Origin of the sequence: Bartonella sp. OC16QHHD (assembly GCF_042194035.1) — a bacterium.
Lineage (GTDB): Bacteria > Pseudomonadota > Alphaproteobacteria > Rhizobiales > Rhizobiaceae > Bartonella.
Map to the genome: position 1 here is coordinate 135264 of NZ_JBHIMJ010000001.1, position 25176 is coordinate 160439.

The 25176-nt window shown below is 36.7% G+C and carries 26 protein-coding genes; 11 read left to right on the forward strand and 15 right to left on the reverse strand.

Translation table 11 applies throughout. The features are described 5' to 3' along the window. Positions 1 to 332: 332 nt before the first annotated feature. The 4 genes from rplI to rpsF form a co-directional block, all read right to left on the reverse strand. Positions 333 to 929, reverse strand: coding sequence for a 50S ribosomal protein L9 (gene rplI / locus ACFIK1_RS00585; protein ID WP_375617653.1), 597 nt, complete (start codon positions 927 to 929; stop codon positions 333 to 335). A gap of 25 nt (positions 930 to 954) precedes the next feature. Continuing rightward, positions 955 to 1935, reverse strand: coding sequence for a hypothetical protein (locus ACFIK1_RS00590; RefSeq protein WP_375634326.1), 981 nt, complete (start codon positions 1933 to 1935; stop codon positions 955 to 957). 149 nt (positions 1936 to 2084) lie between these two features. Next, positions 2085 to 2333, reverse strand: a complete 249-nt coding sequence (gene rpsR, locus ACFIK1_RS00595) for a 30S ribosomal protein S18 (protein ID WP_012754957.1) — start codon at positions 2331 to 2333, stop codon at positions 2085 to 2087. Then, positions 2333 to 2740, reverse strand: coding sequence for a 30S ribosomal protein S6 (rpsF, locus tag ACFIK1_RS00600; RefSeq protein WP_375612935.1), 408 nt, complete (start codon positions 2738 to 2740; stop codon positions 2333 to 2335). Before rpsF ends, rpsR begins: the two co-directional genes overlap by 1 nt. Before the next feature lie 334 nt (positions 2741 to 3074). Between rpsF and ACFIK1_RS00605 the strand changes: the two genes are divergently transcribed. From ACFIK1_RS00605 to gmk, 7 genes are all read left to right on the forward strand, one after another. Continuing rightward, positions 3075 to 3662 (forward strand): undecaprenyl-diphosphatase, encoded by a 588-nt coding sequence (locus tag ACFIK1_RS00605; protein ID WP_375661829.1) that lies wholly within the window; start codon positions 3075 to 3077, stop codon positions 3660 to 3662. A 77-nt stretch (positions 3663 to 3739) separates the two neighbouring features. After that, a complete protein-coding gene (gene fabD, locus ACFIK1_RS00610; RefSeq protein ID WP_375612933.1) occupies positions 3740 to 4684 on the forward strand; it encodes an ACP S-malonyltransferase in 945 nt (314 codons plus the stop codon). Between the two features lie 18 nt (positions 4685 to 4702). Next, complete coding sequence (gene fabG, locus ACFIK1_RS00615; protein WP_375634329.1) at positions 4703 to 5440, forward strand: 3-oxoacyl-[acyl-carrier-protein] reductase; 738 nt, start codon at positions 4703 to 4705, stop codon at positions 5438 to 5440. A gap of 260 nt (positions 5441 to 5700) precedes the next feature. Further along, complete coding sequence (locus tag ACFIK1_RS00620; protein WP_004860281.1) at positions 5701 to 5937, forward strand: acyl carrier protein; 237 nt, start codon at positions 5701 to 5703, stop codon at positions 5935 to 5937. Between the two features lie 101 nt (positions 5938 to 6038). Continuing rightward, positions 6039 to 7301 (forward strand): beta-ketoacyl-ACP synthase II, encoded by a 1263-nt coding sequence (gene fabF / locus ACFIK1_RS00625; RefSeq protein WP_375661830.1) that lies wholly within the window; start codon positions 6039 to 6041, stop codon positions 7299 to 7301. A gap of 96 nt (positions 7302 to 7397) precedes the next feature. Beyond that, the gene (mltG, locus tag ACFIK1_RS00630) at positions 7398 to 8507 is read left to right on the forward strand and encodes an endolytic transglycosylase MltG (protein ID WP_375661831.1); all 1110 of its coding nucleotides are present in this window, start codon (positions 7398 to 7400) and stop codon (positions 8505 to 8507) included. A gap of 306 nt (positions 8508 to 8813) precedes the next feature. Further along, complete coding sequence (gmk, locus tag ACFIK1_RS00635) at positions 8814 to 9491, forward strand: guanylate kinase (RefSeq protein WP_375661832.1); 678 nt, start codon at positions 8814 to 8816, stop codon at positions 9489 to 9491. A gap of 29 nt (positions 9492 to 9520) precedes the next feature. On the opposite strand, the gene rsmA is transcribed toward gmk, so the two are convergent. From rsmA to lptF, 6 genes are all read right to left on the reverse strand, one after another. Next, entirely contained in the window at positions 9521 to 10351 is an 831-nt protein-coding gene (rsmA, locus tag ACFIK1_RS00640) for a 16S rRNA (adenine(1518)-N(6)/adenine(1519)-N(6))-dimethyltransferase RsmA (RefSeq protein WP_375634121.1), read from the reverse strand. Further along, positions 10342 to 11355, reverse strand: coding sequence for a 4-hydroxythreonine-4-phosphate dehydrogenase PdxA (pdxA, locus tag ACFIK1_RS00645; protein ID WP_375661833.1), 1014 nt, complete (start codon positions 11353 to 11355; stop codon positions 10342 to 10344). The genes rsmA and pdxA overlap by 10 nt, the downstream gene beginning before the upstream one ends. Next, the gene (locus ACFIK1_RS00650; RefSeq protein ID WP_375634117.1) at positions 11355 to 12311 is read right to left on the reverse strand and encodes a SurA N-terminal domain-containing protein; all 957 of its coding nucleotides are present in this window, start codon (positions 12309 to 12311) and stop codon (positions 11355 to 11357) included. The genes pdxA and ACFIK1_RS00650 overlap by 1 nt, the downstream gene beginning before the upstream one ends. Positions 12312 to 12420: 109 nt before the next feature. Then, on the reverse strand, positions 12421 to 14781 hold the full coding sequence (locus ACFIK1_RS00655; protein ID WP_375661834.1) for an LPS-assembly protein LptD: 2361 nt from the start codon (positions 14779 to 14781) through the stop codon (positions 12421 to 12423). Next, positions 14782 to 15873, reverse strand: a complete 1092-nt coding sequence (gene lptG, locus ACFIK1_RS00660) for an LPS export ABC transporter permease LptG (protein WP_375661835.1) — start codon at positions 15871 to 15873, stop codon at positions 14782 to 14784. Beyond that, positions 15870 to 17060, reverse strand: coding sequence for an LPS export ABC transporter permease LptF (lptF, locus tag ACFIK1_RS00665; RefSeq protein ID WP_375634111.1), 1191 nt, complete (start codon positions 17058 to 17060; stop codon positions 15870 to 15872). The genes lptG and lptF overlap by 4 nt, the downstream gene beginning before the upstream one ends. A 405-nt stretch (positions 17061 to 17465) precedes the next feature. Here lptF and ACFIK1_RS00670 point away from each other — a divergent pair, with 405 nt between their 5' ends. From ACFIK1_RS00670 to ACFIK1_RS00680, 3 genes are read left to right on the forward strand one after another with little or no spacing between them, the layout of a single operon-like run. Continuing rightward, positions 17466 to 17912 (forward strand): DNA polymerase III subunit chi, encoded by a 447-nt coding sequence (locus ACFIK1_RS00670; protein ID WP_375634109.1) that lies wholly within the window; start codon positions 17466 to 17468, stop codon positions 17910 to 17912. Next, entirely contained in the window at positions 17912 to 18091 is a 180-nt protein-coding gene (locus ACFIK1_RS00675; RefSeq protein ID WP_375661836.1) for a hypothetical protein, read from the forward strand. The genes ACFIK1_RS00670 and ACFIK1_RS00675 overlap by 1 nt, the downstream gene beginning before the upstream one ends. Next, positions 18081 to 18344, forward strand: coding sequence for a hypothetical protein (locus ACFIK1_RS00680; protein ID WP_375661841.1), 264 nt, complete (start codon positions 18081 to 18083; stop codon positions 18342 to 18344). The genes ACFIK1_RS00675 and ACFIK1_RS00680 overlap by 11 nt, the downstream gene beginning before the upstream one ends. On the opposite strand, the gene ACFIK1_RS00685 is transcribed toward ACFIK1_RS00680, so the two are convergent. After that, the gene (locus tag ACFIK1_RS00685; RefSeq protein WP_375634107.1) at positions 18341 to 19630 is read right to left on the reverse strand and encodes an MFS transporter; all 1290 of its coding nucleotides are present in this window, start codon (positions 19628 to 19630) and stop codon (positions 18341 to 18343) included. The two genes, ACFIK1_RS00680 and ACFIK1_RS00685, sit on opposite strands and share 4 nt — an antisense overlap. 573 nt (positions 19631 to 20203) lie before the next feature. Between ACFIK1_RS00685 and ACFIK1_RS00690 the strand changes: the two genes are divergently transcribed. After that, a complete protein-coding gene (locus tag ACFIK1_RS00690; RefSeq protein WP_375661837.1) occupies positions 20204 to 22282 on the forward strand; it encodes a pertactin-like passenger domain-containing protein in 2079 nt (692 codons plus the stop codon). Between the two features lie 135 nt (positions 22283 to 22417). Here ACFIK1_RS00690 and ACFIK1_RS00695 read toward each other — a convergent pair whose 3' ends face one another. The 4 genes from ACFIK1_RS00695 to ACFIK1_RS00710 form a co-directional block, all read right to left on the reverse strand. Next, a complete protein-coding gene (locus tag ACFIK1_RS00695; RefSeq protein WP_015856199.1) occupies positions 22418 to 22741 on the reverse strand; it encodes a helix-turn-helix domain-containing protein in 324 nt (107 codons plus the stop codon). Position 22742: 1 nt separating this feature from the next. Beyond that, positions 22743 to 23093: a type II toxin-antitoxin system RelE/ParE family toxin gene (locus ACFIK1_RS00700; protein WP_273783835.1), complete on the reverse strand. Its 351-nt coding sequence runs from the start codon at positions 23091 to 23093 to the stop codon at positions 22743 to 22745. Positions 23094 to 23670: 577 nt separating this feature from the next. Further along, entirely contained in the window at positions 23671 to 24450 is a 780-nt protein-coding gene (locus tag ACFIK1_RS00705) for a hypothetical protein (RefSeq protein WP_375661838.1), read from the reverse strand. Positions 24451 to 24555: 105 nt separating this feature from the next. Then, positions 24556 to 25134 carry a hypothetical protein gene (locus ACFIK1_RS00710; RefSeq protein ID WP_375661842.1) on the reverse strand — a complete coding sequence of 193 codons (579 nt, stop codon included), beginning with the start codon at positions 25132 to 25134 and terminating at the stop codon, positions 24556 to 24558. Positions 25135 to 25176: the final 42 nt, after the last annotated feature.

Genomic DNA, 25176 nt, shown 5'->3' on the forward strand with positions numbered 1-25176 from the left:
ATATCTGTGTAAGTAGAATTATTTTTTTATAACTGAAACTATTTCAGATCATGTGAGGATGTAATCAACTTAACACTCATACAAACTTTAGCCTTAAGGGTAGAACTTTAAATTATTTTTGCTTTATATGCTTGAAAACAAAAGAAATTTCCTCTTAGTGATATTATCATTCTCGGCATGTAATGCCTTTAAATAGTATACTTCTAATTCTTTCATAAAAATAAGGTTCTTTATGTACGATAGCCATAAAATACTCACTTTTAAAGTGTGAGTATTTTATGAGCGATATTTATAATGGAATAAAAAATATAAAACAGAAAGAAAAATAGCAATTAAGCTTCTTGATGAGAACTGTTTATATCGTTGTCATTAATTTCTTCTGCCAATAATTCTTCCTGACTTTCTTCTAATAATTCTTCTTGAATATTATATATTTCTTTAGCCGAAGTGAGAGTTTCACCTTCTGCTTGGCGTTGTGCTTCACTGGTAGAACGCGCAACGTTAATAATCACAGAAATTTGAACCTCTGGATGTAAACTAAGAGTGATAGTGTGAAGACCGATCATTTTTATTGGATGATTAAGTTCGATTTGATTTCTTCCAATAGAAAAGCCTTCATCTGTTATGATTTCAGCAATATCACGTGTTGACACAGAACCATAAAGTTGTCCCGTTTCACCAGCAGAACGAACAACAATGAATGATTGTCCATCAAGTTTTTCAGAAATTTTTTGCGCTTCGCTTTTGCGTTCAAGATTACGTGCTTCAAGTTGTGCACGTTGTACCTCAAAATGTTTTTTATTAGCTTCATTTGCGCGTAAAGCTTTACCTTGAGGCAAGAGAAAATTACGCGCATAACCATCTTTAACTGAGACAATATCACCCATCTGACCAAGACGAGGAATGCGCTCAAGTAAAATAATATCCATAGTTTTTCCTTTCGAACAAATAAATTTAGTGGAGTTTTTTGCGTGATTGAAAATTGTATTGAATAGCAGCCCAAATTCCCATCAAAAGTACCATGAAAACAATAGGTGGAGCAAAAACGACTGTAAAAATAGCAATATAAACAAGAGAAAGTATAATAATTCGACCGTTTACCCCTTTTGTAATATTGTGAAGATATGCTAGACCGCTAATTAATATGATGACAATGTATGCAGTACTAAAGACAAGGGTACTCAAGTTAAGAGAAGCGCTCAGCTCAACCATCGATGTTATGCAAACAATAATGAAAATAATAATTCCAGAAATTGGAAGGCGGAGAGTTTGGCTCCAATCATCACGGGGTCTTTTCAGCCATTTCATATGTTGTGCTGCTATAATGGAAAAGTAAAGGTTACCAATGAGAAAAACCAAACTATAAATAGTCAAAGAAAAAGCAGTAAAAGTTGCTGTATGCGTCATTAAAAGCTCACTAAAAGCGCGTATATAGGCTTCTTTTATTGACTGTGTTTGTTGCAGAGTTTGTGCTATGTTTTCGGTGATTTTTTTTGCAACGATGGGTGTGGAAGGACGTGTTTGAACATAGAGCCCAATGAAAGTTGCTATAAGAGCGATAAAATTAGTTAAATGAAAAATAACCGATGATAATGGATACCATATCAGTTCATTTTCTTTTTGCGCTGGTCGTGCAAGCCCAAGAAGCCAAGAAGCATAGACAGCAGGAAGGAAAAATAAGACCATAAAGCCAAGAGCAATATAGGTATTAGTGGTTATGATAAGAACAACAGTAGCACTTATGAGGGCGATGAGACTGGCTAATGTTCCTTGACCGAACGCAACAATAAAAATTGGTAATGAAAGAAAGCAGCCAAGAAGAAGAGAAAAAAAGGGCACGATATTTGCAACACTGATGATTGCCAGCCCTATCACAACAGCAAATAATCCTGCTAAAATACCGGTTAATATCTCATAAGTACGATTTTTTTTCATTTATTGCTGTCCTGCTTTCTGCAGTTAGAGGCGTGTCAATACCCCAACTTTGACATTTAATAGCTTAACATAGGATACAACAAGCTATTTTTTAACCATATAAGAAAAGCAACTGGAGAAACTCTCCAGTTGCATAGCATATTGATTGCTTACTTTATAACGTACGGAAGTAAGCCTAAAAAGCGAGCACGTTTGATAGCATTAGCTAATTCACGCTGTTTTTTCTGACTAACAGCAGTAATCCGTGAAGGAACAATTTTCCCACGTTCGGAAATATAACGTTGTAACAACTTGATGTCTTTATAATCAATTTTGGGAGCATTGGTCCCTGAAAAAGGACATGTTTTACGACGACGATGAAAGGGGCGACGTGCAGAGTTTTGATTAGTATCAGTCATCATTCTACCCCTTCTATAGTATTTTCACGTTGACGACGTGGAAAACGAGGACGCTCTTCATCATGTCCAATGTGACTATTGCGATCAAGGTGTGAGAGCATAGCAGATTTTTCTTTTTCGTGTTTTTCTACGCGAATGGTCATATAACGCAAAATATCTTCATTGATGCGCATCTGACGCTCCACTTCAGCAATTGCTGAAGCTGGTGCATCAATATTGACTAAGACATAATAAGCTTTACGGTTTTTACGAATACGGTAAGCAAGAGGACGAAGTCCCCAATTTTCTATACGCCCAACTTTTCCACCATGCGCTTCAATGACACCTTTGTAGAGACTCAAAAGTTCATCAACTTGCTGCGGAGCAATGTCTTGTCGGGCAAGGAACATATGTTCATAAAGAGCCATTGTTTTGCCTTTCTTCAATTAAATTTCACCGGTTTTAGCGCAAAGCCTCTGCGACTTGTCTTTTTTGGAAATCCAAAGAAGAAAGGACGCGTTTACAATTCGAGACATCTCAGAGCGGAGACACGGGAGGCCGGAAACATTGTATTTCCTACTGATATTTTACAGCCCTCCGTTCAACCTCCAGCTAAAGTGCCGGCAACGAATATTTCATATCTACAGGTTATCTTTTAAAATAGCAAGTTTATGCACATAAAAAATTGATTTGTTAAATCTTGATATATTTCCTTCTTCTACAAAAAGATAATACTGTAATATAAAGGCAAAGGAGGGAAAAATGGACTTTTTAAACCAGATTGATGTTACACTCTTTGAAATGTTTGTCGGCAATCATCAAGCTTGGTCGATTGTAGTTTTGTTTAGTATTTTTTGTGCAAAGTTTTTAATTTATATCATTCCTCTCCATCTTTGTGCGTTGTGGTTTTATGGTGGGGAGAGGGAACGGTGTGTTGTGCTAAGCATTTGCATGAGTATTTGTGCATCTCTTTTCATAGGTTATCTCATTTCTCTTTTTTATTTTCATCCTCGCCCATTCGTGGTAGGGCTGACGACACCGCTTATTCAACATCGTGCAACAGCTTCTTTTCCTAGTAATCATGCCTTGACCATTGCATCTTATGCAGCTAACTTTTATTTTTACCGATACAAAGTTACTTTTAAATTTGCCACCGTATTTTTGTGTTTGATCTGTTGGGCGCGCATCTTTGTGGGTGTACATTATCCCTTTGATATTTTAGCAGGTGCACTTTTAGGAAGTCTCATAAGTTTGGGTGTTATTCAGTTTATAGCACCCTATTTTCCTAAGTTTTTATATCAAATTCCGCCCTTAAAATATAATTTTAAGTGTGATATTCGTTTTAAATAAAGGGCTTTATATTGATTTGTGCGGATGAATAAGGTCAAAAGAAAATAATTTAATTGTACAGTTTTAGGAGTTGATAAATGGGTGCAGCTTTTATTTTTCCAGGGCAGGGGAGTCAACTTGTTGGTATGGGGAAAGCGCTTGCAGAGCAATTTATTGTCGCAAGGATGGTTTTCGAGGAAGTTGATGATGCTTTGGGTGAGAAATTATCAAAGATCATTTTTGAAGGACCAGCAGATGTTTTAACGTTAACAGCAAATGCACAACCGGCATTAATGGCTGTATCTATGGCTGTCATTCGTGTGATGAAACAATTAGGGCTTCGTATAGAAGAAAAGGTAAGGTTTGTTGCTGGTCATTCTTTAGGCGAATATTCGGCTCTTTGTGCTGCTGGTACATTTACTCTCACAGATACGGCAAGACTTTTGCGTATTCGTGGCAATGCTATGCAGGCTGCTGTCGCGGTTGGTGAAGGTTCTATGGCTGCATTAATTGGTTTAGAAGAGCACATTGTGGAAGAAATTTGTGAAACTGTTTCTGGAGAAGGACTATGTCAGATTGCTAATGATAATGGTGGTGGGCAAATTGTTATTTCCGGTAAAGCAAAAGCAGTTGAGGCAGCGGTAGAGATTGCATCAACAAAAGGTGCAAAACGTGCACTTCTTCTTCCTGTTTCTGCACCTTTTCATTCATCTTTAATGCAACCTGCTGCTGATGCCATGAAGAAAGCACTTTTGACTGTTAACAAAATGTCCCCTATTGTTCCTTTGATTGCCAATGTTTCTGTTGCACCTGAGAGCAATCCAGAGCGTATTACTACTCTTCTTGTCCAACAAGTGACTGGGAGGGTGCGATGGCGTGAAACAATAGAATGGATCGCTGCTAATGGTGTTGATACGCTTTTTGAAGTTGGTTCTGGAAAAGTATTAACAGGTTTAACGCGTCGTATTAACAAAGATATAAAGGGGGTAACAATTGGAACAGTTGATGAAATAGAATCAGCGCTAGGCATGCTTGGCGTTTAATCTATAAGGAGTTAAAAAATGTTTAGATTAACAGGACGTAAAGCTCTTGTAACGGGGGCTTCGGGAGGAATTGGTGAGGCAATTGCACGCTGCTTTCATGCACAAGGAGCCATTGTTGGACTTCATGGAACACGCGAAGAAAAGCTCAGAGAAGTGGCGGCAGAATTAGGGCAGAATGTTTTTGTATTTCCCGCTAATCTTTCTGAACGCCAATCGATTAAACAATTGGCTGAAGTTGCAGAAAGAGAAATGGATGGCGTCGATATTTTGGTTAACAATGCGGGAATCACTAGGGATGGTCTTTTTGTGCGTATGCAAGATAAAGACTGGGATGATGTTTTAGAAGTTAATCTAACAGCTGCTTCTCTTTTGACGCGTGAATTAATACATTCTATGATGCGTCGCCGTTATGGAAGAATTATTAACATTACATCTGTTGTTGGTGTTGTGGGAAATCCTGGACAAACGAATTATTGTGCTGCAAAAGCAGGCTTGATAGGTTTTTCTAAAGCATTGGCACAAGAAATTGCTTCGCGAAATATCACTGTCAATTGTATTGCTCCAGGATTTATTAAATCTGCAATGACAGACAAGCTTAATGAAAAGCAAAAAGAAGCCATTATGGCTGCGATTCCAATGAAGCGTATGGGAAGTGGGCAAGAAATAGCCACTGCTGCTGTTTATTTAGCAAGCGATGAAGCAGCCTATACGACAGGTCAAACACTCCATATCAATGGTGGAATGGCAATGATATGAGTATTTATTTTATTCCACATTGATTTATGAGTTGTATTATTTTAGATAGTAACGATTGAAATGGATAGATGCATCTATTTCTTTAATATGGTCGTTAATCAATTGATGTCGGAATGTCAGATTGGTTCATTTTGTAGGGGATATCCACAGGATATTTTAAATCATTACTAAAATCTTTTAAAGTAATGCATCTATTGCTTGATTAGATGAACCGATATAGTTAACCAAATTATAGGAAATATAAATTCGAGGATTTCAACATGAGTGATACAGTAGAGCGCGTTAAAAAAATTATCGTGGAACATCTTGGGGTTAATGCTGATAAAGTTGTAGAAAATGCAAGCTTTATCGATGATCTAGGGGCTGATAGCCTTGATACGGTTGAACTCGTTATGGCTTTTGAAGAAGAGTTTGGGGTAGAAATTCCAGATGAAGCTGCTGAAACGATTTTTACAGTTGGCGATGCAGTCAAGTTCATTGATAAAGCTTCTGCGTGATTACTAAAGGGCAAAGGCATAAATTGCTTTTGCCTATATTCTTCGGAGCTCTTTTGAAAAGAGAGCTTTGAGAGGTGAAGTTTAGTTCAAGGTTAGAAGTTATGAGACGTGTTGTTGTTACTGGTTTAGGATTGGTATCTCCATTAGCTGGTAATATTGAATATAGTTGGAAACGACTTCTTGAAGGAAGAAGTGGTGTCCGACGTATCACTGAGTTTGATGTGTCAGATTTGCCATGCCAGATTGCTGCGCGTATCCCCTTAGGGGATGGAACAGAGGGGACCTATAATGCTGATTTGTATATGGAACCTAAGGAGCAACGTAAAGTTGATGCATTTATTGTTTATGCAATGGCTGCTGCTAACCAAGCGCTTGCAGATGCCGAATGGTTTCCTAAGAGTGATGAAGATCAGATTTGTACAGGTGTGTTAATTGGTTCGGGAATTGGGGGAGTTGAGGGTATTGTTGAAGCTGGTTATACGCTTCGTGATAAGGGCCCACGTCGTGTTTCTCCCTTTTTTATTCCAGGTCGTTTGATTAATCTTGCTTCTGGTTATGTGTCTATTCAATATGGTTTACGGGGGCCTAATCATTCTGTTGTAACAGCTTGTTCAACAGGGGCGCATGCGATTGGTGATGCGGCACGTTTGATTATGTTTGGTGATGCAGATGTCATGGTGGCAGGGGGGACTGAATCTCCGATAAATCGGATATCTCTTGCAGGTTTTGCAGCTTGTAGAGCTCTTTCTACTTGTCGCAATGATGATCCTGAACGGGCGTCACGTCCTTATGATACTGATCGTGATGGTTTTGTGATGGGGGAAGGAGCAGCTGTTGTTGTTTTAGAAGAGCTGGAACATGCCAAAAAACGAGGGGCGCATATTTATGCTGAGGTTATTGGTTATGGTTTATCTGGTGACGCTTACCACATTACAGCACCTTCAGAAAGTGGTGAAGGGGCTCAGCGTAGTATGATAGCTGCTCTTAAGCGTGCACAAGTGAATGTGAGTGAACTTGATTATATTAATGCTCATGGTACATCTACGATGGCTGATTCCATAGAGCTAGGGGCTGTTGAGCGTGTTTTAGGGAGTTATGCACCACAAGTTTCTATGTCATCAACGAAATCATCTATCGGGCATTTACTTGGTGCAGCCGGTGCTGCTGAGGCTATTTTTTCTATTTTAGCTATACGGGATAATATAGCCCCAGCGACACTTAATCTTGACAATCCATCGATTGAAACAAAAATCGATCTTGTACCACACAAACCGCGTGAACGAAAGATTGATACGATTCTTTCTAATTCTTTTGGATTTGGTGGGACAAATGCATCGTTGGTGATGCGACGTTTTAGGGGATAATAAGTATTTTTATTTAATTTCTGCTTTTGAGTTTCCTACTTTATTATAAGGTGAATGAGAGATTATAATATTATCCTTAATTGCTATTGAGGGGTTATGTCCGATGTGAAAAATGAAAAATCATTAAAGGACGTAAGTGATTCCTCTTCGAATCATTTAGCAGATAGTTATGACATGTTAATACATAAAAAACGAAAGAAATCATCTATCGTCCGTAATCCGTTGGTCATTCTCGGTCATTTTTTTCTTATGCTGATTGTGATTATTCTTTTTGCCATAAGTATTCCTCTTTATATTGGAAAAAGTATTTTTGAAGAAAAGGGAAAAATTGAGGAAGAACAAATTGTTCTTATCCATCCTGGTACCGGAATTCGTGAAATTGCTTCATTGCTAGAAAAACGTGGTTTCATTCGATCATCAGATATTTTTGTTTATGGGGTTGGTTATCACCAAAAAACAACGCATCTGAAGGCTGGTGAATATTTAATTCCAGCTCATGCTTCGATGCAGGATATTATGGATATTCTTGTGAAAGGAAAATCTATAGAGTATACATTTACAGTACCTGAAGGTTTAACGGTTCAGCAAGTTTTCGATCGATTAGCTGCGAATGAAATTTTGATTGGAGACCTTCCAAAAATTTTGCCTCCAGAAGGCTGTTTAATGACGGATACGGTTCGTTTTATTCGGGGGACAACGCGTAAAGAGATTGTAAATAGATTGCGTGAAGGACAGACAAAATTAATTCATGCTATATGGGCTACGCGTTCACCTGGTTTACCTATTAAATCAATTGATGAATTTGTTATATTAGCCTCAATTGTTGAGAAAGAAACGGGAATTGCAGCAGAAAGACCAATGGTTGCTGCGGTATTTTATAACCGCCTTACAAAGCATATGCGTCTTCAATCGGATCCAACAGTAATTTATGGTCTCTTCGGAGGAAAAGGAAAACCATCCGGTCGTGCGATTTATCGTTCAGATCTTGAGAAGGAAACACCATATAATACTTATAAAATTAATGGTTTGCCCCCAACGGCTATTGCAAATCCAGGTCGAGATTCTTTGAAAGCGGTGGCACATCCACCAAGCAGTGATGCACTTTATTTTGTTGCTGATGGTTCAGGAGGGCATGTTTTTTCTCGAACTTTAGAAGAACATAATATGAATGTTCGCAAGTGGCGAGAATTAAAGGCAAGACATTGAATTTATAGTGATAACACATCTTTTTGCATCGTAAATGAAAATCTCAAATATAGTAAAATTTTTCTATTTAAACTTTTTATGAGAATGATAAAAAATTATTTTCTTGTCTGTCACAAGTGGGAAGTGGGATTAGCGTATGGATAAAAATATTTAAGAAAGAAGTGAATATACTGCTAATACCTTATCTCAAAAAAGAGCAGAATAACATTGAGAATTTCTAAGAAAACACATTGATTAGGGGATAGGTTGAGATAATGTATAATTCAAATTTTGGAGAAACATTTATGAACAAAGTAGAGTGATGTAATGACAGTCTTTGAAAGTAAATTGAGTACTATAAAAATGAATAAACGCCGCGGTTTTTTATTTATTCTCTCTTCGCCTTCAGGTGCTGGAAAATCAACAATTTCTCGATTATTTCTAAAAGAGGGACAATTAGAGCTTTCCGTAAGTATGACCACAAGGAAAAGGCGTCCTAGTGAAGTAGATGGGCTTCATTATTACTTTATTTCAAAGGAAGAGTTTGAATATAAGCGTGATAGAAATGAATTTATTGAATGGGCAGAAGTTCACGGAAATTATTACGGCACTTTACGTGAAACTGTTGAAAACGCATTGAATGCTGGCCATGATATGTTATTTGATATTGATTATCAAGGTACCGAGCAGCTACAAAAAAAGATGCTAGGAGACACTGTATCTGTTTTTATCCTTCCACCATCAATGAAAGAGCTTGTTTCGCGTTTACATCGTCGAGCAGAAGATAGTCAAGATATCATCAATTTGCGATTAGAAAATGCACGAACGGAGTTAAAGCATTGGCGTTCTTATGATTATGTTGTGATTAACGAAGATTTAGATCAGTCTTTATCTTTTATTAAATCAATTTATTTAGCTGAAACCGTAAAACGTGAGCGTTGTTCTTATCTTGGCTCTTTTGTTGATGGGCTTATTGCTGAAAAAATCGATAAATGTTGTGATTAAAAAAGGTTTTATAACACAAAGTGCATTTTTTAGAGCACTAGATGCGCTAAAATTACAAATTCAGAAACCGAGAGCGTTTCAGCACGGCGCGTTCCATCAATTCCAGCTTTTTCTAAGAGCACTTCACCTCCAAGTGTTTTGAGATTTTGACGAAGCATTTTTCGTCTTTGCCCAAAGGCGGTTTTTGTGACGAGGCTTAGTTTTTGTGCAGAGCAGGAAAGAGGTTGTGTTCGCGGAATAATATGAACAACGGAAGACGTTACTTTAGGTATTGGTATGAAGGCTTGAGGGGGGACATCAAAAGCAATTTTAGCAATGGTACGCCAGCCAGTTAAGACACTAAGACGTCCATAATGAGTAGATTGAGGTTTAGCTGTAATCCGTTTGGCAACTTCACGTTGAAACATCAATGTCATTGATTCATAAAAAGGAGGCCATGGTTCAGTTAAAAGCCAATTTAATAAGAGTTGTGTCCCAATATTATAGGGAAGATTTGCAATAATGCGAGGTTTTACTGGGCTTGTTTCAAAGAGTTTTGAGAAGTCTTGCTTCAGTGCATCATTACAAATAACTTTTAATTTTTTAGGATAGTGTTTTTCTATTTCTAAGAGAGCCGGTATGCAGCGCTCATCGCGTTCTATTGCTGTTACAATGGCACCCTTTGCTAGCAAGGCACGTGTGAGACCTCCAGGACCTGGACCAATTTCAAGAACAGGTTTTCCTTCTATATTGCCTGCTTGATGAGCAATTTTAGATGTTAAATTAAGATCAAAAAGAAAATTCTGCCCCAAAGATTTATGCGCTTGTAATCCGTATATATCAATGACCTCACGCAGAGGAGGGAGATTATCTATTGGCATGGGTTTAAACTATTTTTTGCAAGTTGATTTGCAAGTTTAAGAGCAGCAATAAAGCTTTCGGGAGAGGCTATCCCTTTATCAGCAATGTCAAAAGCAGTTCCGTGATCTGGAGACGTGCGAATAAAAGGTAGACCTAACGTGACATTAACAGTGCTATCAAAGTCTAATGTCTTAATAGGGATAAGGGCTTGATCATGATACATACAAATGGCAACGTCATATGCTTTTCTTGCGCATTCATGGAACATTGTGTCGGCAGGCAGCGGGCCTGTAATATTGAGTCCTTTCTTTTTAAGATATTCAATAGCAGGAGTGATAACTTCAATATCTTCTTTTCCCATTGCACCTCCTTCTCCAGCATGAGGATTAAGACCAGCAACAGCTAGTCGGGGTGATGTTATTTTAAACCGTGTTTTTAAGTCATATTCAGTAATAAGTACCGTTTGAATAATTAAATCACGGGTAAGCTGTGAAGGAACATTTTTAAATGGAATATGAACAGTTATTGGTACTGTTTTTAATCGGGGTCCTGCTAACATCATAACTGGATGATAACATTTATGAAAAGCTTTATGGGCTAAATCGGCTAAAAATTCTGTATGACCTGGAAATTGAAAACCGGCATCATAAAGACTCTTTTTTGCAATAGGACAAGTGATAAGTGCACATGCATGGCCATTTTGAATCAATTGAACACAGCGTTTAATTGCTTCAATAATTCCAGCTGTATTTTTCGATGAAGGTATACCTAATTGATCACTTTGTTTGTTTTTTAACGGTATGATAGGAAGAGCGTTTTGAAAATTTTTTGCAGGATTATTGATTAAAACAGATTGCACCTCAACATCAATCTGTAAAAAACGAGCGCGCGAACGAATAACATCTGGATCAGCAAGAAGTACAAAAGGTGGAATTTGGCGCGTAACACGCAAATTCCACGCTTTTAGTACTATTTCAGGACCAATTCCGGCAGGATCACCACCGCTAACAATAAGAGCAGCCATTATGAATTTTGAATGCGTGCCACTCGGCGCAGTTCTCCTAAATATTTTTCGCTTAATTCTTCAAGTTTTTGCGGGCTTCTTTTTTTACTATCTTGAAGAGAAAATATCAGTCGAGCGACATAATCATCAGAAACTCTTTTTATTTTGCAGACAGCAATTGCTTCGATTCCATCAGATGTTTCTTGTAATTTTGTCATTTTTCCAGCAGGCGTTTCAAGAATAGCTTGTTCCCATGCATTAGGAAGTTGTGGCTCCAGAAACTTTCCTAAGTGGCGGATAGTAACGTCTAAAATACCTCTTGCTTGATTGTGAGCATTGGCACATCCACGGAAATGTGCGCGAAAATTACTTGCTTCTCTTTGACGTCTTTCAAAGATTTCTGAACGACGATGTGCAGGAATGACAAAAACAATTCGCTGTAATGTATATTCGTTGGTTGAAGGTTTTACACCACCATTTTTTAATATTCTGCGTACAGCTTCTTGTTCGCTAATCATACCAGTTTCAGCTTGATAGCGTGCACTAACAAGACGCCCCCATCCTATTTGTCCACGGATGTAATCTTTAAAGTGTTGCACAGTGATCTCAGTTTGGATCAGAATCTGGTTGAGCTGATCAATCGTCATATTATTTTGTGTCGCAAAATTCTCAAAAGCTCTATCAACTTCATCATTGCTTACTTCAATATTACGACGTTTTATTTCAATATTTTTTAGCTTTTCGTCAATAAGCTCTTTTTTAGCCTGTGCCACCAAATTGCTTTGCTTTTGTTGTAACCTGAGAAAAGCAAGGCGTCTTTGTATATCATAATTTGTGATGGGGTTGCCATTAACTGTAACAACAATAGAAGTCTGCGCAAAGACTGTCGGAATCAAAAATCCATTTATTAGCAGGCTACTTACGCTCAAAGATGCAATATAAAATAAAGCAAGAAAACGCTTTTTCAATTTATTCATGTAAATAGGCTTTCGCATTGTTTATTAATTCTCATCAACAACTTAAAATACACGCTTTCTTTCATAAAAACAATGATAAGTTAAATGACTGATACATTCCCTTTATAAATTAATCTATCTTTTTTCCGATATCTGCAATCGTACGCAATGAAAGAGAGAAATTAAAGTTTTGCAAGGGTGCTTTCCTGCCTGGATTCGTTACCTGTTGATAACCGAATGTTAACCCGAAACATTCATCCATATAACTCAAGCTAATTCCTCGCTTTATAAATGTACCAGATACTAAATCATAACCGGCGTTGCTATTAATGGACCAATAATCTGCCAATTTAAGTCCTGTTTGAAAAGAAATTTCTTGGCGCTTTTGAGAATATTCATAATCTGGTTGCTTTGCGATATAGGCATATTGTAGAGCCGCCCAAAAATTTTGCCATTTTTGTGATGCTTCGATTTCACTACGGCGGATTTTCCCTGTTTTTTTGTCAAAGCGTCCACGCGTTTCTAAGGAAAAACCACTTTTATGGGTTGTACCAAACATTGCAACATAGTCTGAACGTTTTGCCTCTAAGCTAGAATGAGTACCGACATTGATAAAGTCCTTTTCTGCAAAAGAATTCTTTCCTGCTAGATGAAAGGATTGTCCAATGAGACCATAAAGAGACCAATTATCATTAAGGCTTCCAGAATATCTTATACCTATATTGGCTCTTGTACCACCTTCTACACGATCATAACCAGAAAATTTGTCTCGTTGAAAGAGAGTGGTTGCATCAAAGACAAAGCTTTGAGCATTTTCATTAGGAATTTGTCCAATATATTGTTCATTATTGCGTATAAAAATTTGTGCAGTTGGTTCTATAATATGTGTAGAATGATCAGCTATAATGAGGAAGGGATAGCGTAGTTCCAACCCTGCTGTTGCCATGCCACGAATTGCTGAACCATGAATTGCGGATAAGGCATTGTTTTCTATAGAATCTGTATGATTTTTGCTTGCATTGGTTGTAATGATATCAGCTCGTAGAGAGAGAAGAGGGGTTAAGATGAGTCCATTGTGCGTGTTGAAGCGCTTTTTCCACTGAAGCTCATTTGTTAAACGCAAACTATTTCCAGCCATACCAGAAAGTCTTACTGTGTTGAGAGGGTTTCCGTTCTGGTCGGGTGAACTGAAGTCAGCATGGCGACGATAAACTGATTGTATATTACTATGGAAGGTAAGCTCTCCATTATAAATGGGTTCATCTGGTGTGAAAAAATAATCGATGCGTGGTAAGACCCACGCTTGTCGAGAGTGACGTTCATAATGAGGATCATTCAGTATTGAATCTTGAACTTTAAAATGATAAAAACGCATATCAAAATAATTTTTTCCTGCAAGACCATTCAAATAGATCTGAGAAAGTTGTGTAGGATTGTTATAGTTTTCAAGTTTATAGGCACGACTAAAATGCCGATCTGATTGTGCAAGAATATCCCATCCATAAGTCCAGTGTGAGTTAATACGAAAATCCCCCTTTGTCGCCAGCATATAACGGTTTTTATGTTGGGCATCAATCGTATCATTATCAAATCTATGCGGTTTCATTTGATATATATGAGCAAAGCGAATGTTATAACGGCCCGTTTTTAAACGCTGACGCCATTCCCCTTCGGTTAAAAGCCCTTGTTGGGTATAAACCGTAGAAGAAAGGGTAAAATCATAATGGGGGGCGAGATTCCAGAAATAAGAATTCTTTATCCCCATACCGAGATAATCAGTATAAAAAAAATGAGGAGTAAGCAGACCGCTAGCACGCCTGACAGTTGGATCATAGATCTCAAAATTTGGAAATTTTATAACCGGTACACCAAAAACTTCAAAACTGCTATTTTCAAACCGAATTTTTTTGACGCTATTATTCCATATGATCTTTCTTGCTTTAATTTTCCATAGGACGTCTCGATCTGGTTTATAAGAGCAAGGTTCACAGGCTGTATAGGTTGCATTTTCAAAGACTGTTATGTGATTGTGTTTGCGTGTAGCATTTTGGGCTGAAAAGTGAACATTGTTGGCTGTATCAATACGTAAGGCGTTTACAAAACCCTCGCCAAGATCTTTGGTCATATCAATTTGGTTGGAATAAATTTTATTACCATCCTTTTGAGTAATTTCAACGTTCCCTTGTGCTATAAGCCGTCCTGTTTTTTGATTGTAAATAATTTTTTGAGCGATAACTTTATTGCCATCATATTCGATTTGGACATTACCGTTTGCAGAAACAGTGTTTTCATCACGATTGTAGATGAGTTCATCCGCAGAGAGCAAAAGAGGAGGTTCCGGATTTTGAATGCGACTTTGAGAAGGAGATTGAAGGCTTTGAGCGTGCGCACAATAAGATAAAGCACCTCCTAAAATAACCCCCACAACACTTTTAAAAGCGAGAGCACTTAATTTTGTTAAAATAGTTTTTTTAAGTGTTAATGCTTTCACTTAGCCATCCTCTTTATGAAGTAAAAAAGAGATTCCTAAGAATAACGCAATAACAACGGGTGTCCAAGCTGCAATAATTGGTGGAATATATCCAGCATTACCAAAAGCTTGAACAAGTACGGAAATAACATAAAGCATAAACCCAGCTATTATGCCACCAAGAATCAACATTCTAGATTGCCCAAAACGTGTAAAATTTAAAGATACAGTTGCTGCAATGAGGGTCATTGCCACAAGCAATGCCGGTAATGCAATCAAAGATTGGAAATACATATCAAAATTATTAGCAGAATAGCCAAATGAACGTGCAATCATAATTTTTTTTGGCAATTGGTAAAATGGAATAGTTGCGGGATTCACTAAACGTTCCGTTAAAAATTCAGGTTTTAGATTGGTTTTTATTTGCAACACGGTAAATTTTTCAGGAGGATGCCCTATTTTATAGATTGTTCCATTTGTTAATTGCCAAAATCCATTAGTCAAGGTTGCTTTTGGGGCGTTAATCCAATTTTTAACGGTTGCATTGTCATTGTATTGTACAAAGGTTGCATCGAGAAGAGAAAGTCCTTGATCGGTGATAGATTTAGCACCAATGGTTGTTCTGCCTAAATTTGTACGTTGTGTTAACCAGTGGATACTTGTATTGTGAAGAGGTGTTAGTACATTGTGATTGCGCCATTCAGTCATCTTTTTTTCTGCTTGAGAAAATCCCCATGCAGCAAGTGGATTAATGAGAAGAATTGAAAATAATCCTAAAAGAAAAGCTCCAAAACAAGCTGGCATAAGAAATTGCCATGCAGAAACACCGATTGAACGAGTCACCACAAGTTCAAGTTTTTTGTTGAGCGAGATAAGCGTTGCCATTGCAGAAAAGAGTGCAATGAAAGGGATAAGTTGTTGCATGATAAAAGGGATGCGTAAAACAGAGAGGAAAAATGCATCTTTTGCTGTATAATGCGGAAGGGAAGATAGCCTACCGGAATTCTCTGTGAAATCGATTAAAAGAGCAAGAACAAAAATGCTTCCCAAGAAATAACAAGTTATTTTAAGATAACGTATAAAAAAATATCGTCCAAGTGTCCACCCAATCATGATATTTTATCCGAGGAATCTTGAGATTTTCGATGTTCAAATTTGTTCATTATTTTTTGAAAAGCGATTTGAAGTATCTCATTAACTTTTGTGGGAAGCCCAATTTTATGATTCGTTAAAAGCATAAAAAAGACAAAAGCACTTGTTCCTATAGGTATAATATAAAGGAGAGGAACGTATGCAAGATCGCTTTTTGATTTTTCTGCGAAAAAATATCCTATCCAATACACCAGAAAAGAAAGGGCAATTGCCGAGAGGTTTGCGGAATGACGAGCTTGTCGATGGGAGCGTACATCCCCTGCCGCTGCTAATGCAATAAGTGAAAAAACAATAGGGTAGAGCCATTGTGTTAATCTGCGGTGAAATTCAGCTTTATATTGGAGTGGTTTTCGTTGATAGTAGGGATCTTTTGGGTCAGGGTTTTGTAAATAAGAAAGAGACCGATCTTTTGGATAAAGAGTAGGTGTTTTATCACTGGGGATAAACTCTCCTAGGCTAAAAGTATATGAGCTAAATTGCACGATTGAAACACTGTTATTTTGATGATTGACTCTTTCTATTTCACCGTTATTGAGAACCAAAAAACTGCCGTTTTTATTATTCACAATGGATGCGTCTGTTGCATAATAAAAAAGATCAGTTTTAGGATCACGCTGGTCGGCAATGAAAAGGCGTTCAAGTGTTCCATTTGGATTTCGTTCGCCAATTTCTATGTAAAGGTTATTGGCGAGTTTTTGAAAGCTCCCTTCACTAATGAATAGATTAATAAGATCAAAATGAGCGCTTGCTAGCATTTGTCGCATATGAAGACGCGCTTGAGGAACAACAAAATTAGCTATAGAAAAGGAGATACAGGATGCAACAATAGCAAGAAGAAGGATAGGTTTCCAAACAGTACTTTTAGGAAAACCAGAGGCATTGATGACAGCAAATTCTGAGTCTTGATGCATTGCTGAGAGGATGGTTGTAACTGCGATCACTAATGCAAATGGAATGACAAGAAAAATAACAGAAGGAACCAATGAGAGTGAAAATTGTAAGACTGTGAGGAGTGTTTGTTTACTTGTTGTGAGAAAGTTTATCCGTGCAAGAATTTGTATAGTCCAACTAACGCCCACTGCTGCAATCATGACAGAACTAAACAAAACAAGGACACGTTTCAGGATGTAGAACTCAATAATACGCATAAATTGGGGAAAATCCTCAGTTTTTAATCGATAGCAAATATTCTTACTGCTTTCGGTTAAAATGTAATAAAGTTTGAAAAAATATCCTTTCATGAATTGGATATTTTTACCAAATAAATAATATAAAATTGCCTATGAGGTCCTCTTTAAATTTTCCGTACATTATATTTTATTTTCAACTATAGTCTACAAAGAAACTAGAAGAATCTAGAAGATAACTTAAAAAACTTTTTATTAACGTTGAAAATAAAAATTATTGTCTTTTAAAGACACGTGCAAAAAGATGATGCATCTCAATCAAAAAAGAGGGTTTATATCTTGAACCGTTTCCTTTGTATTAGGGATATAGAAGTTTTTTTTAAAAGATGTTAGCTTTTTTATAAAGAATGATGAAGGCTTAAGAGATTGGATATTTTATTCTATCATTTGACGCAGTCAACGCTGAAGGATATTTTGCCGACGCTTGTGGAGCGTGCATTGGCTCGTTTTGGTACAGTAACAATACAGTGTGTGAGTAAAGAACAACGCGATTCTATAGATATACATTTATGGGTTTATACTGATGAATCATTTATTGGACATGGAACGGAGTGTGATCAATATCCAAACTTTCAGCCTGTATTTCTTACGACAGGACAAGAAAATCCGAATGATTCAAAGATTCGTTTTCTCATAGAGGGAGCTGTTTGTTCGGATATTGATGCTTATCAACGACTTGTCGTGATATTTGATGGTAGAAGTGAAGAGCAGTTGAATCTCGTTCGTGCACAGTGGAAAAAATATAAAATGGAAAATCATAATTTAACGTATTGGCAACAGACTGAAGATCGTCGCTGGGAAAAACAGGTTTAATGCGTCTCGTATCTATTGTTCTGATTTTTATAGGATTACTGGGAATAGTAAATCCTACACTTTTTATTACGGAAGGCTCAGGGGGAGGGCGTTGGGTTTTTATTGTGATTTTTCTTTTAGGCATGTTAAATATATGGACTATAATTAAAAAAATGAAACGCCATAATGATGATTATTGATCGAATTTTGCTTGTTTTATGGGCTGTGATGTTGTCCTTCTTTTGCGTTTCATGGTTGGGGACAACGCATATCTTATCAGAAATGTTTGCTGTTTCTTATATAAGCAATATTGCAGATTTTTTATTTTTCTTTTTGAGTACCTTGTTCGCGGGAATATTGTGGTGGAAAATACCTCAACCCCTGTCTTTAAAAATGAAACTGGCAGCATTTTTGCTGCCAGTACTTATTTTATTCTTCTTTATTATATTTTAGTTGGATATTTCATCATCTGTAAATCCGACGAAGCAAATCAGTGAAATAAAAGAAGCAAGAAGCAAATAATAGCCGATATAAGATGTATCAAAATGTTGTACCAGATATTCTGCAATATAAGGCGCAAGAGAGGCTCCTACGATACCCGATAAGTTGAAAGTAATAGAAGAACCAGTATATCGAATTGCTGTTGGGTATGGTGAAGCCAAAACAGCACCAAGAGGACTGTATATCATCCCCATGATAGACAAACCGATAACAGACATTGCAAGGACTCCTATAACTCCAGAATTTAAGAAATAAGGAATTGCAAAAGAATAGATACCGGTGATGATTGTAACCCAAATCATCAAAGTTCGACGTCTAATACGATCAGCGAGTTTTCCAGTGATGACAGTAAAAATTCCACAGAAAATAGCACCAACAATTTCGACTTGAAGAGCTTGATAAAATGGCAATTGCAGATGGTTTGTTGAGTAGCTTAACAAATATGCAGTGACCAAGTAAAACAAAACAAATGTTGCCATACCAGAAAATATTCCAAGAAATAGGATTCGTGGACATTTTAAAAAGACATCGATGATAGGAACTTTGACACGTTCTTTACTTTCAAGAGTTTTTTTGAATTGAACAGTTTCATTGATTGAAAGACGGACCCATAATCCTATAATCATAAAAACAACTGAAGCAATAAAAGGAATGCGCCATCCCCAAGCTAAAAGTTCTTCATGATCAAGGAAATGCAACAGACCTAAATAAACGGCAATAGATAAAAATAAACCGATTGGAACACCCAATTGGGGGAACATCGCGTACCAGCCGCGCTTTTCTGGAGGGGCATTTTCTGTTGCGAGCAAAACAGCTCCTCCCCATTCTCCTCCTAATCCCATTCCCTGTCCAATACGGCACAAGGTCAAGAGGAAAGGGGCAAACCATCCAGCGGTTTCATAAGTAGGAAGAAAACCAATAATGACTGTTGAAAGCCCCATTGTGAGAAGAGAAGCAATAAGTGTTGCTTTTCTTCCAATTTTATCTCCAAAATGTCCAAAAACAATTGATCCAAAGGGCCGAGCAAAAAAGGCCGCTCCAAAGATCAGGAAAGATTGTAAAATGGCAATCTGATCATTTTGTGTTGGAAAAAACACATGAGGAAATATGAGAGCTGCGGCAGTGGCAAAGACATAGAAATCAAAGAATTCAATTGTTGGGCCAATAAGGCTTGCAAACAAAATGCGACGAGGGGAATTTCTGTTGCTTGTAGCTTTCATTTCTGAGTTTATAGACATGAATAGAATGTCCCTTTCAGTATATGACAAATCAAATGACGAGTTAACTGACTATAACTATAGAAATTTCAAATCAGTGTCGAGTCAATATTGTGACACTTCGTGATATATTAGAACAATGATTATGGACTGATGAGTATGAATAAGTGGTCTATATATTATCCATATTGAATAAAATAAAGACACTGCTTTAAATGCTGTAGAAGATGGCAATAGGTGGACATAAACGCAGCTCTCATTCACATTGCTGTTTCCTTTAAAGTTTAATGCTATTTTTATCTATTAAGGAATCAATCTTATTCGTAGATCGGTGTTTAGTGTCTTAAAATATTAAAAATATTTTTCATGGATGCAATTATAACACTTTTAAAGTGTATCTAAAACAAATTAAATCTTTTAGTTGTGCATGCATTTTAAAACACATGATGTATATTTGATCTGTCAGAGTTTAATCCATCGAATGCTTTGTTATCTTAAAAAAACATGAGGTTGAGCAATTGCATTGAGTTGTTTTGGTCTATGCACTTTTTTCTAAATGGGAGAATTTAAATTTAAAATTATGGAGTGTGAATAATGCAACGCAAATTGAAATTAAGTTTTTGTGTATTAATAACCAGTGGTTTTTTTGTCAAGATTGCGAGTGCAGATGGAGTAGCGACACCAAAAGAAAAGTTATTAACACCAGTAAGTGTCAGTGAACACCTAGAAGAGACAAGAAAGTTGTTATCGGAAGTGAGGGGACTAAAAGAAAAAAAGGGGGAATCAAAAAAGATAGAGAATAAACAGACAGTAGAAGGAAGTGATCTTTCAGAAGAGGAAAGGAAGAGATTAGAAAAGCTATTCTTTGAAGTCCTCACAAATTCAATAATAAGCGATGGTGCTGCGATCTATATTACTAACCGTGACTCTGAAGGTTCTGTAATAAATAGCTTTAACTATAAAGATGCAGCTTATTCCATTAATAATACGGTTAGAGAAGGGGGAAAACTCTACATTGATGCAGCAAGTGTTAGTAGAGATACAACAATTGAGCATGGTGGGATTGAGGTTGTACAAAACTTGAGCAGTTCGGAATATGCCACTGTAAAAAAAGGTGGTAAACAAATTGTTGAGAGTGGTGCAAATGCAGAAGGGGCTCAAATCCATGGTGGCGAGCAGATTATTTTTGGTAAGGGAAGCCTTGGATCTGGTTTGTCGCGAAAAGATAAGGCAAGTAGTGCTTATAACACCGAAATTTATGCTGAAAATGGAATGCTAGGACTACAAAGTGTCTATAGTGGTGGGATGGCTGTTGACACAAAGGTTATGAAAGGAGGTGTCCAGAATCTTGATGGTAAAGAGAATTCTAATAACGGCTTTGCAGAAGATACTGATATAGAGGGTGAGGATTTTACAATAAATGAAGGGGCTTTTGCACTGAGTACAGAACTTTTTAAAAATGGTGCGCAGAATATCTTAGCAGGAGGGAATGCGAGCGAAGTTACTTTATACGATAGAGCTACTCAGAAGATATATGATTCTGGATACGTGGATAATCTAACAATTAATCATCAAGCACAATCATGGGTTTTTGCTGGTGCAATATTAGATAAGGATACAAATGTTAATGATTTTGGCAACCTCTATCTTTATGCTGGAAATGGTGAAGCTGTTACGGAAGTAGACAATCTTAATTTAAATGGAGAAGATACCAAACTATACATTATTGCGTCTGAAGATAACAGCAAAAAACCTCAGGTTAATGTCCAGAATTTAACGGGAAGTGGCAGAGTTATTTTTACGTCTTTAGGGACTAATAAGCATTATTCTCAGCTTAATATTGATGATCTTTCAGGTTCTTTACATTTCAATTTTAATGTCAATTTTGCCAAGCACCTTAGTGATTATCTTGTCATTAAAGAAAGTGGTTCAGGTTATCATACAGTAAGTATTATTGATTCTGGGGGGGAGGTCACACCCCCTTCCCACAAAAGGTTTAAATTAATTTCTGATCATAGTGGAAACGCTTATTTTACTCTGGCAAACACTTTTGGTGAAAAAATCAAAGCTATTGATGCCGGAACTTACATGTACAGTTTGAAACATAAAAAAAATGAGAGCAATGGTAAAACTTGGTATTTAGATGCGAATTATGCTCTTGATGAGACAAATACCTCTTTGTTTTCTGATTTTAGCTTGCAACCATCTGCTATAGCTTCATTATCGAATGATCTCACAGAACGCACAATTGAAAAGGGAATGATTGTTACGATTGCTGATCCTAGCTTTGATAGTAACAGTGAGAAAGTTGAAAGCACTGGAGAAACTTCGATTAGTAGTACAGTTAAAGACGGTGGAAAGATCTCCGTTTATCACGGTGGTTTTAGCTTGTATACAACAATTCAAAGAGGCGGCACTGAGCTTATTAGAACACAGGGTCTTTCACAGGATAGTACAGTTAAGAAAGGGGGAAAACAAAAGGTTGAAGATGGGGGAAAAGCTGAAGGGGGTAAAATTTACGGTGGTGAGCAGTTTGTTTCAGGAAAGTCTGATATCAAAGGTGAGATGGTAAGAAGCAGTGCCTATGACACTATCGTTTCTGGTAAAAATGGAGTGCTAGGATACCAGAATGTGTACGATGATAATAACGCATTATATATAAAAACACAATAAAGTCAATAGTTTGTTTGTAATTATTTTATATGAATCCACTTAAGAATCCACACTTTTATACGTGATTCATTTGATTATTTTTTATATAAGATTGCCATGCATGAATAGACCCAAAAAAGCTAATCATAAAGAAGTTTAAGAAGAAAAAACAACTTCAAAATGTCCTTCAAGCGTTTTAACTTCTTTCGGATTAACAATAATCTTTATATCGTTTCCCAATTTTGCCAAACACTCAAGCATTTTCATTTCACTAATTCCTCGAAATTCTCCACTTAAGAGTTTAGACAGTTTTGGTTGAGTCATTTTCAAAAGTTGACTAGCCTGTTTTTGTGTTAAGTTCTTTTCTTTCAGAATTTGACTAATCTTATGAGCAAGTTGCGCTTTGATAAGCATCTCTCTGGAATCTGAAAAGCCAAGATCCGCATAAACATTGGAACTACCGTGAAAAACATTGATCATTTTAATTCCCTTCTAATTGTTCTACTAACTTGAGACGTTCTTTAATCAGATTAATGTCTGGTTTTGGTGTTGCAATGCCACGGGTCGATTTTTTCTGAAAACAATGCAACACATAAAGAGATTTTTTATATTGTATCGTATAAACAGCGCGATAAGTTCCTTGAATATCGCGTTCAATAATTTCTAGAACATTGGCAGATCCAAACCCCTTGAGAACCTTAACATTTTCTCCTCTATCTCCTATCTGAGCAAGATAAAGAGCATAACCAATCCTTTGTTGAATAAGATCAGGAAGACTTTTTATATCTTTGAGTGAAGAACCAAGCCATATGATACGTTTTATTTTACTCATGATTATTAATATACCCATATGGGTATATTTTCAAGTGGTTATTCTAATTTTGTGATTTTTTAATAACTATTATTAATAAAATTGACTTGATAAAAATGGTAACAAAAAACCATAATTGTTTATTTATCTTATGAAAAGCTGCTTTGTAAAAACCAACGCTTCCAAATGTAAAAAGAACGTTTTTTGCAGATATTTATTGAATATGCATTTGCTTTTGATTGGATTGTTAAAGCTACCGAGCATTTTGATTTGTTTGATACGTTTGATAGCCATAACAAGCGTTATAGGCTCTCTCATTCAAATGAGTGATTAAAGATCATACGCACCATTTACGTTTCTTTTGATAAGTTTTCATATCTCTAATAGAGCGCTTGCAATATGATACGTTTTGTATATATGCATTCATTACTCCATTGTGGATGATTCATTTTAATCAATAAGAAACGCTATTTGAAAGCCGCGTCATATCATTTGACACGGCTTTTTTTATGTTACTCTCTCTTTTATGATATGTTTATAGCAATGCATTTTATATGCGTTTATAACCATAAAGAATGCACGCCCCCCATACCTGTTTTTATTCTGTTTTATCAGTTATATTGACAACATTATCCCTTTCATAAACCTCACAATTTTTTGGAACCAACCTTACTTTGCTTTTTTTGTTGATTTTTGCATTGCCATAAGCACGCCCCCAGATCGTTGCACAATATGAGATTTTAGCATTGCCATAAACAGAGCCATAAATCTCACAAGAGCCACTCACACAAGCATTTCCATAAACCTTGCCATAAATTTTAGCACGACCATTAATAACAGCATAATTATAAATTTTTGCATGGCTATAAATGCAAACCAAGCCAGAAACCTTGGCATGACCATAAACGCGTGCATAACTAAAAACCGTAGCATCATAAGAAACATGCGCATGATCATAAATATGAGCATCAGCAAGAATGCGGGCACTACCATTCACATGAGCATTACCATAAATATTGCCATAAACATGAGCATTGCCATAGACAAAAGCATGGTCATAAACTTTAGCATATTGAGAGATAAAAGCTTTTCCATAGACCTCAGCATTGCCATAAACTTGACCACAGACTTGAGAAAAATGGCGTATTTTTGCATTTTCATACACTCTTGCATGACCATAGACACAAGCCTCATCATACACCCAGCAATTACCATCATGGGATAGGTTAACTTCCTTTTCAATAAAGCCGCCTAAAGACCCTGCCTGTACATCATCAAAATCTTTTAAAGCTTTAATGCGATAAAGGTTTATAATATTTCGAGTAAGAGCATGTTTGATTTTTTTGATTTCACTGGTTAATTCATATTTTTTGCACATAGAGATACCCTCACAATTTAATGTGATAAACATTTGCTAAAATTTGAAATGGAAAATTTGCTTAGAAAGCAGGCGCCCCCGCCGCGCCCGCCGCTGCTTTATTAATTAGACCCAGACAATCTCTAATTCACCATAAGGAGAGAGACGTTCAGTATAGGTTTTTATTTTAGTAGACCCGCCGACATTTTCACGAATAACAGTAATGCCATGAATATTGGCATTTTCATAAACATGTACGTTATTTGCTATACGAGCATTTTCATAAACCCTAGCATTGTCATAAACATAGGCATTATCATAAATAATAGCCTTGCCATACACATGTGCATTACCATAAACATGGGAATTATCAGAAATAACAGCATTGCCATAAACATGGGCATTATCATAAACATAGCCAGCAATGATAGCATTGTCATAAACCCGCGCATGACCATAGATATGACCACAAGTGACAGCATTGCCAAAAACTCTTGCATTTTCATAAACGTGACCATTTTTAAACACAAGAGCCTCATCATACACCCAGCAATTGCCATCATGAGAGAGGTTATCTTCCTTTTCAATAAAGCCACCCAAGGCACCAGCCTTAACATCAGCAAAGTCTTTTAATGCTTTAATGCGATAAAGGGTATGATTATTAATTACACGCGTTTCATTTGTGAGTGCAAACTTCTTTTGCATGAGCACAATTCCTTTATAGAGATTTAAATTTTTAAATGAGAT

Excerpts from the sequence above, each read along its gene's own strand:
- ACFIK1_RS00690 (WP_375661837.1), top strand. The coding sequence starts at position 20,204 with ATGCAACGCAAATTGAAATTAAGTTTTTGTGTATTAATAACCAGTGGT.
- rpsF (WP_375612935.1), bottom strand. The coding sequence starts at position 2,740 with ATGGCTCTTTATGAACATATGTTCCTTGCCCGACAAGACATTGCTCCG.
- rpsR (WP_012754957.1), bottom strand. The coding sequence starts at position 2,333 with ATGACTGATACTAATCAAAACTCTGCACGTCGCCCCTTTCATCGTCGT.
- pdxA (WP_375661833.1), bottom strand. The coding sequence starts at position 11,355 with ATGGCTGCTCTTATTGTTAGCGGTGGTGATCCTGCCGGAATTGGTCCT.
- fabD (WP_375612933.1), top strand. The coding sequence starts at position 3,740 with ATGGGTGCAGCTTTTATTTTTCCAGGGCAGGGGAGTCAACTTGTTGGT.
- fabF (WP_375661830.1), top strand. The coding sequence starts at position 6,039 with ATGAGACGTGTTGTTGTTACTGGTTTAGGATTGGTATCTCCATTAGCT.
- gmk (WP_375661832.1), top strand. The coding sequence starts at position 8,814 with ATGACAGTCTTTGAAAGTAAATTGAGTACTATAAAAATGAATAAACGC.
- rplI (WP_375617653.1), bottom strand. The coding sequence starts at position 929 with ATGGATATTATTTTACTTGAGCGCATTCCTCGTCTTGGTCAGATGGGT.
- ACFIK1_RS00680 (WP_375661841.1), top strand. The coding sequence starts at position 18,081 with ATGATTATTGATCGAATTTTGCTTGTTTTATGGGCTGTGATGTTGTCC.
- ACFIK1_RS00620 (WP_004860281.1), top strand. The coding sequence starts at position 5,701 with ATGAGTGATACAGTAGAGCGCGTTAAAAAAATTATCGTGGAACATCTT.
- mltG (WP_375661831.1), top strand. The coding sequence starts at position 7,398 with ATGTCCGATGTGAAAAATGAAAAATCATTAAAGGACGTAAGTGATTCC.
- ACFIK1_RS00590 (WP_375634326.1), bottom strand. The coding sequence starts at position 1,935 with ATGAAAAAAAATCGTACTTATGAGATATTAACCGGTATTTTAGCAGGA.
- lptF (WP_375634111.1), bottom strand. The coding sequence starts at position 17,060 with ATGCGTATTATTGAGTTCTACATCCTGAAACGTGTCCTTGTTTTGTTT.
- ACFIK1_RS00695 (WP_015856199.1), bottom strand. The coding sequence starts at position 22,741 with ATGATCAATGTTTTTCACGGTAGTTCCAATGTTTATGCGGATCTTGGC.
- lptG (WP_375661835.1), bottom strand. The coding sequence starts at position 15,873 with ATGATTGGGTGGACACTTGGACGATATTTTTTTATACGTTATCTTAAA.
- ACFIK1_RS00710 (WP_375661842.1), bottom strand. The coding sequence starts at position 25,134 with ATGCAAAAGAAGTTTGCACTCACAAATGAAACGCGTGTAATTAATAAT.
- ACFIK1_RS00685 (WP_375634107.1), bottom strand. The coding sequence starts at position 19,630 with ATGTCTATAAACTCAGAAATGAAAGCTACAAGCAACAGAAATTCCCCT.
- rsmA (WP_375634121.1), bottom strand. The coding sequence starts at position 10,351 with ATGCCAATAGATAATCTCCCTCCTCTGCGTGAGGTCATTGATATATAC.
- fabG (WP_375634329.1), top strand. The coding sequence starts at position 4,703 with ATGTTTAGATTAACAGGACGTAAAGCTCTTGTAACGGGGGCTTCGGGA.
- ACFIK1_RS00650 (WP_375634117.1), bottom strand. The coding sequence starts at position 12,311 with ATGAATAAATTGAAAAAGCGTTTTCTTGCTTTATTTTATATTGCATCT.
- ACFIK1_RS00675 (WP_375661836.1), top strand. The coding sequence starts at position 17,912 with ATGCGTCTCGTATCTATTGTTCTGATTTTTATAGGATTACTGGGAATA.
- ACFIK1_RS00705 (WP_375661838.1), bottom strand. The coding sequence starts at position 24,450 with ATGTGCAAAAAATATGAATTAACCAGTGAAATCAAAAAAATCAAACAT.
- ACFIK1_RS00605 (WP_375661829.1), top strand. The coding sequence starts at position 3,075 with ATGGACTTTTTAAACCAGATTGATGTTACACTCTTTGAAATGTTTGTC.
- ACFIK1_RS00700 (WP_273783835.1), bottom strand. The coding sequence starts at position 23,093 with ATGAGTAAAATAAAACGTATCATATGGCTTGGTTCTTCACTCAAAGAT.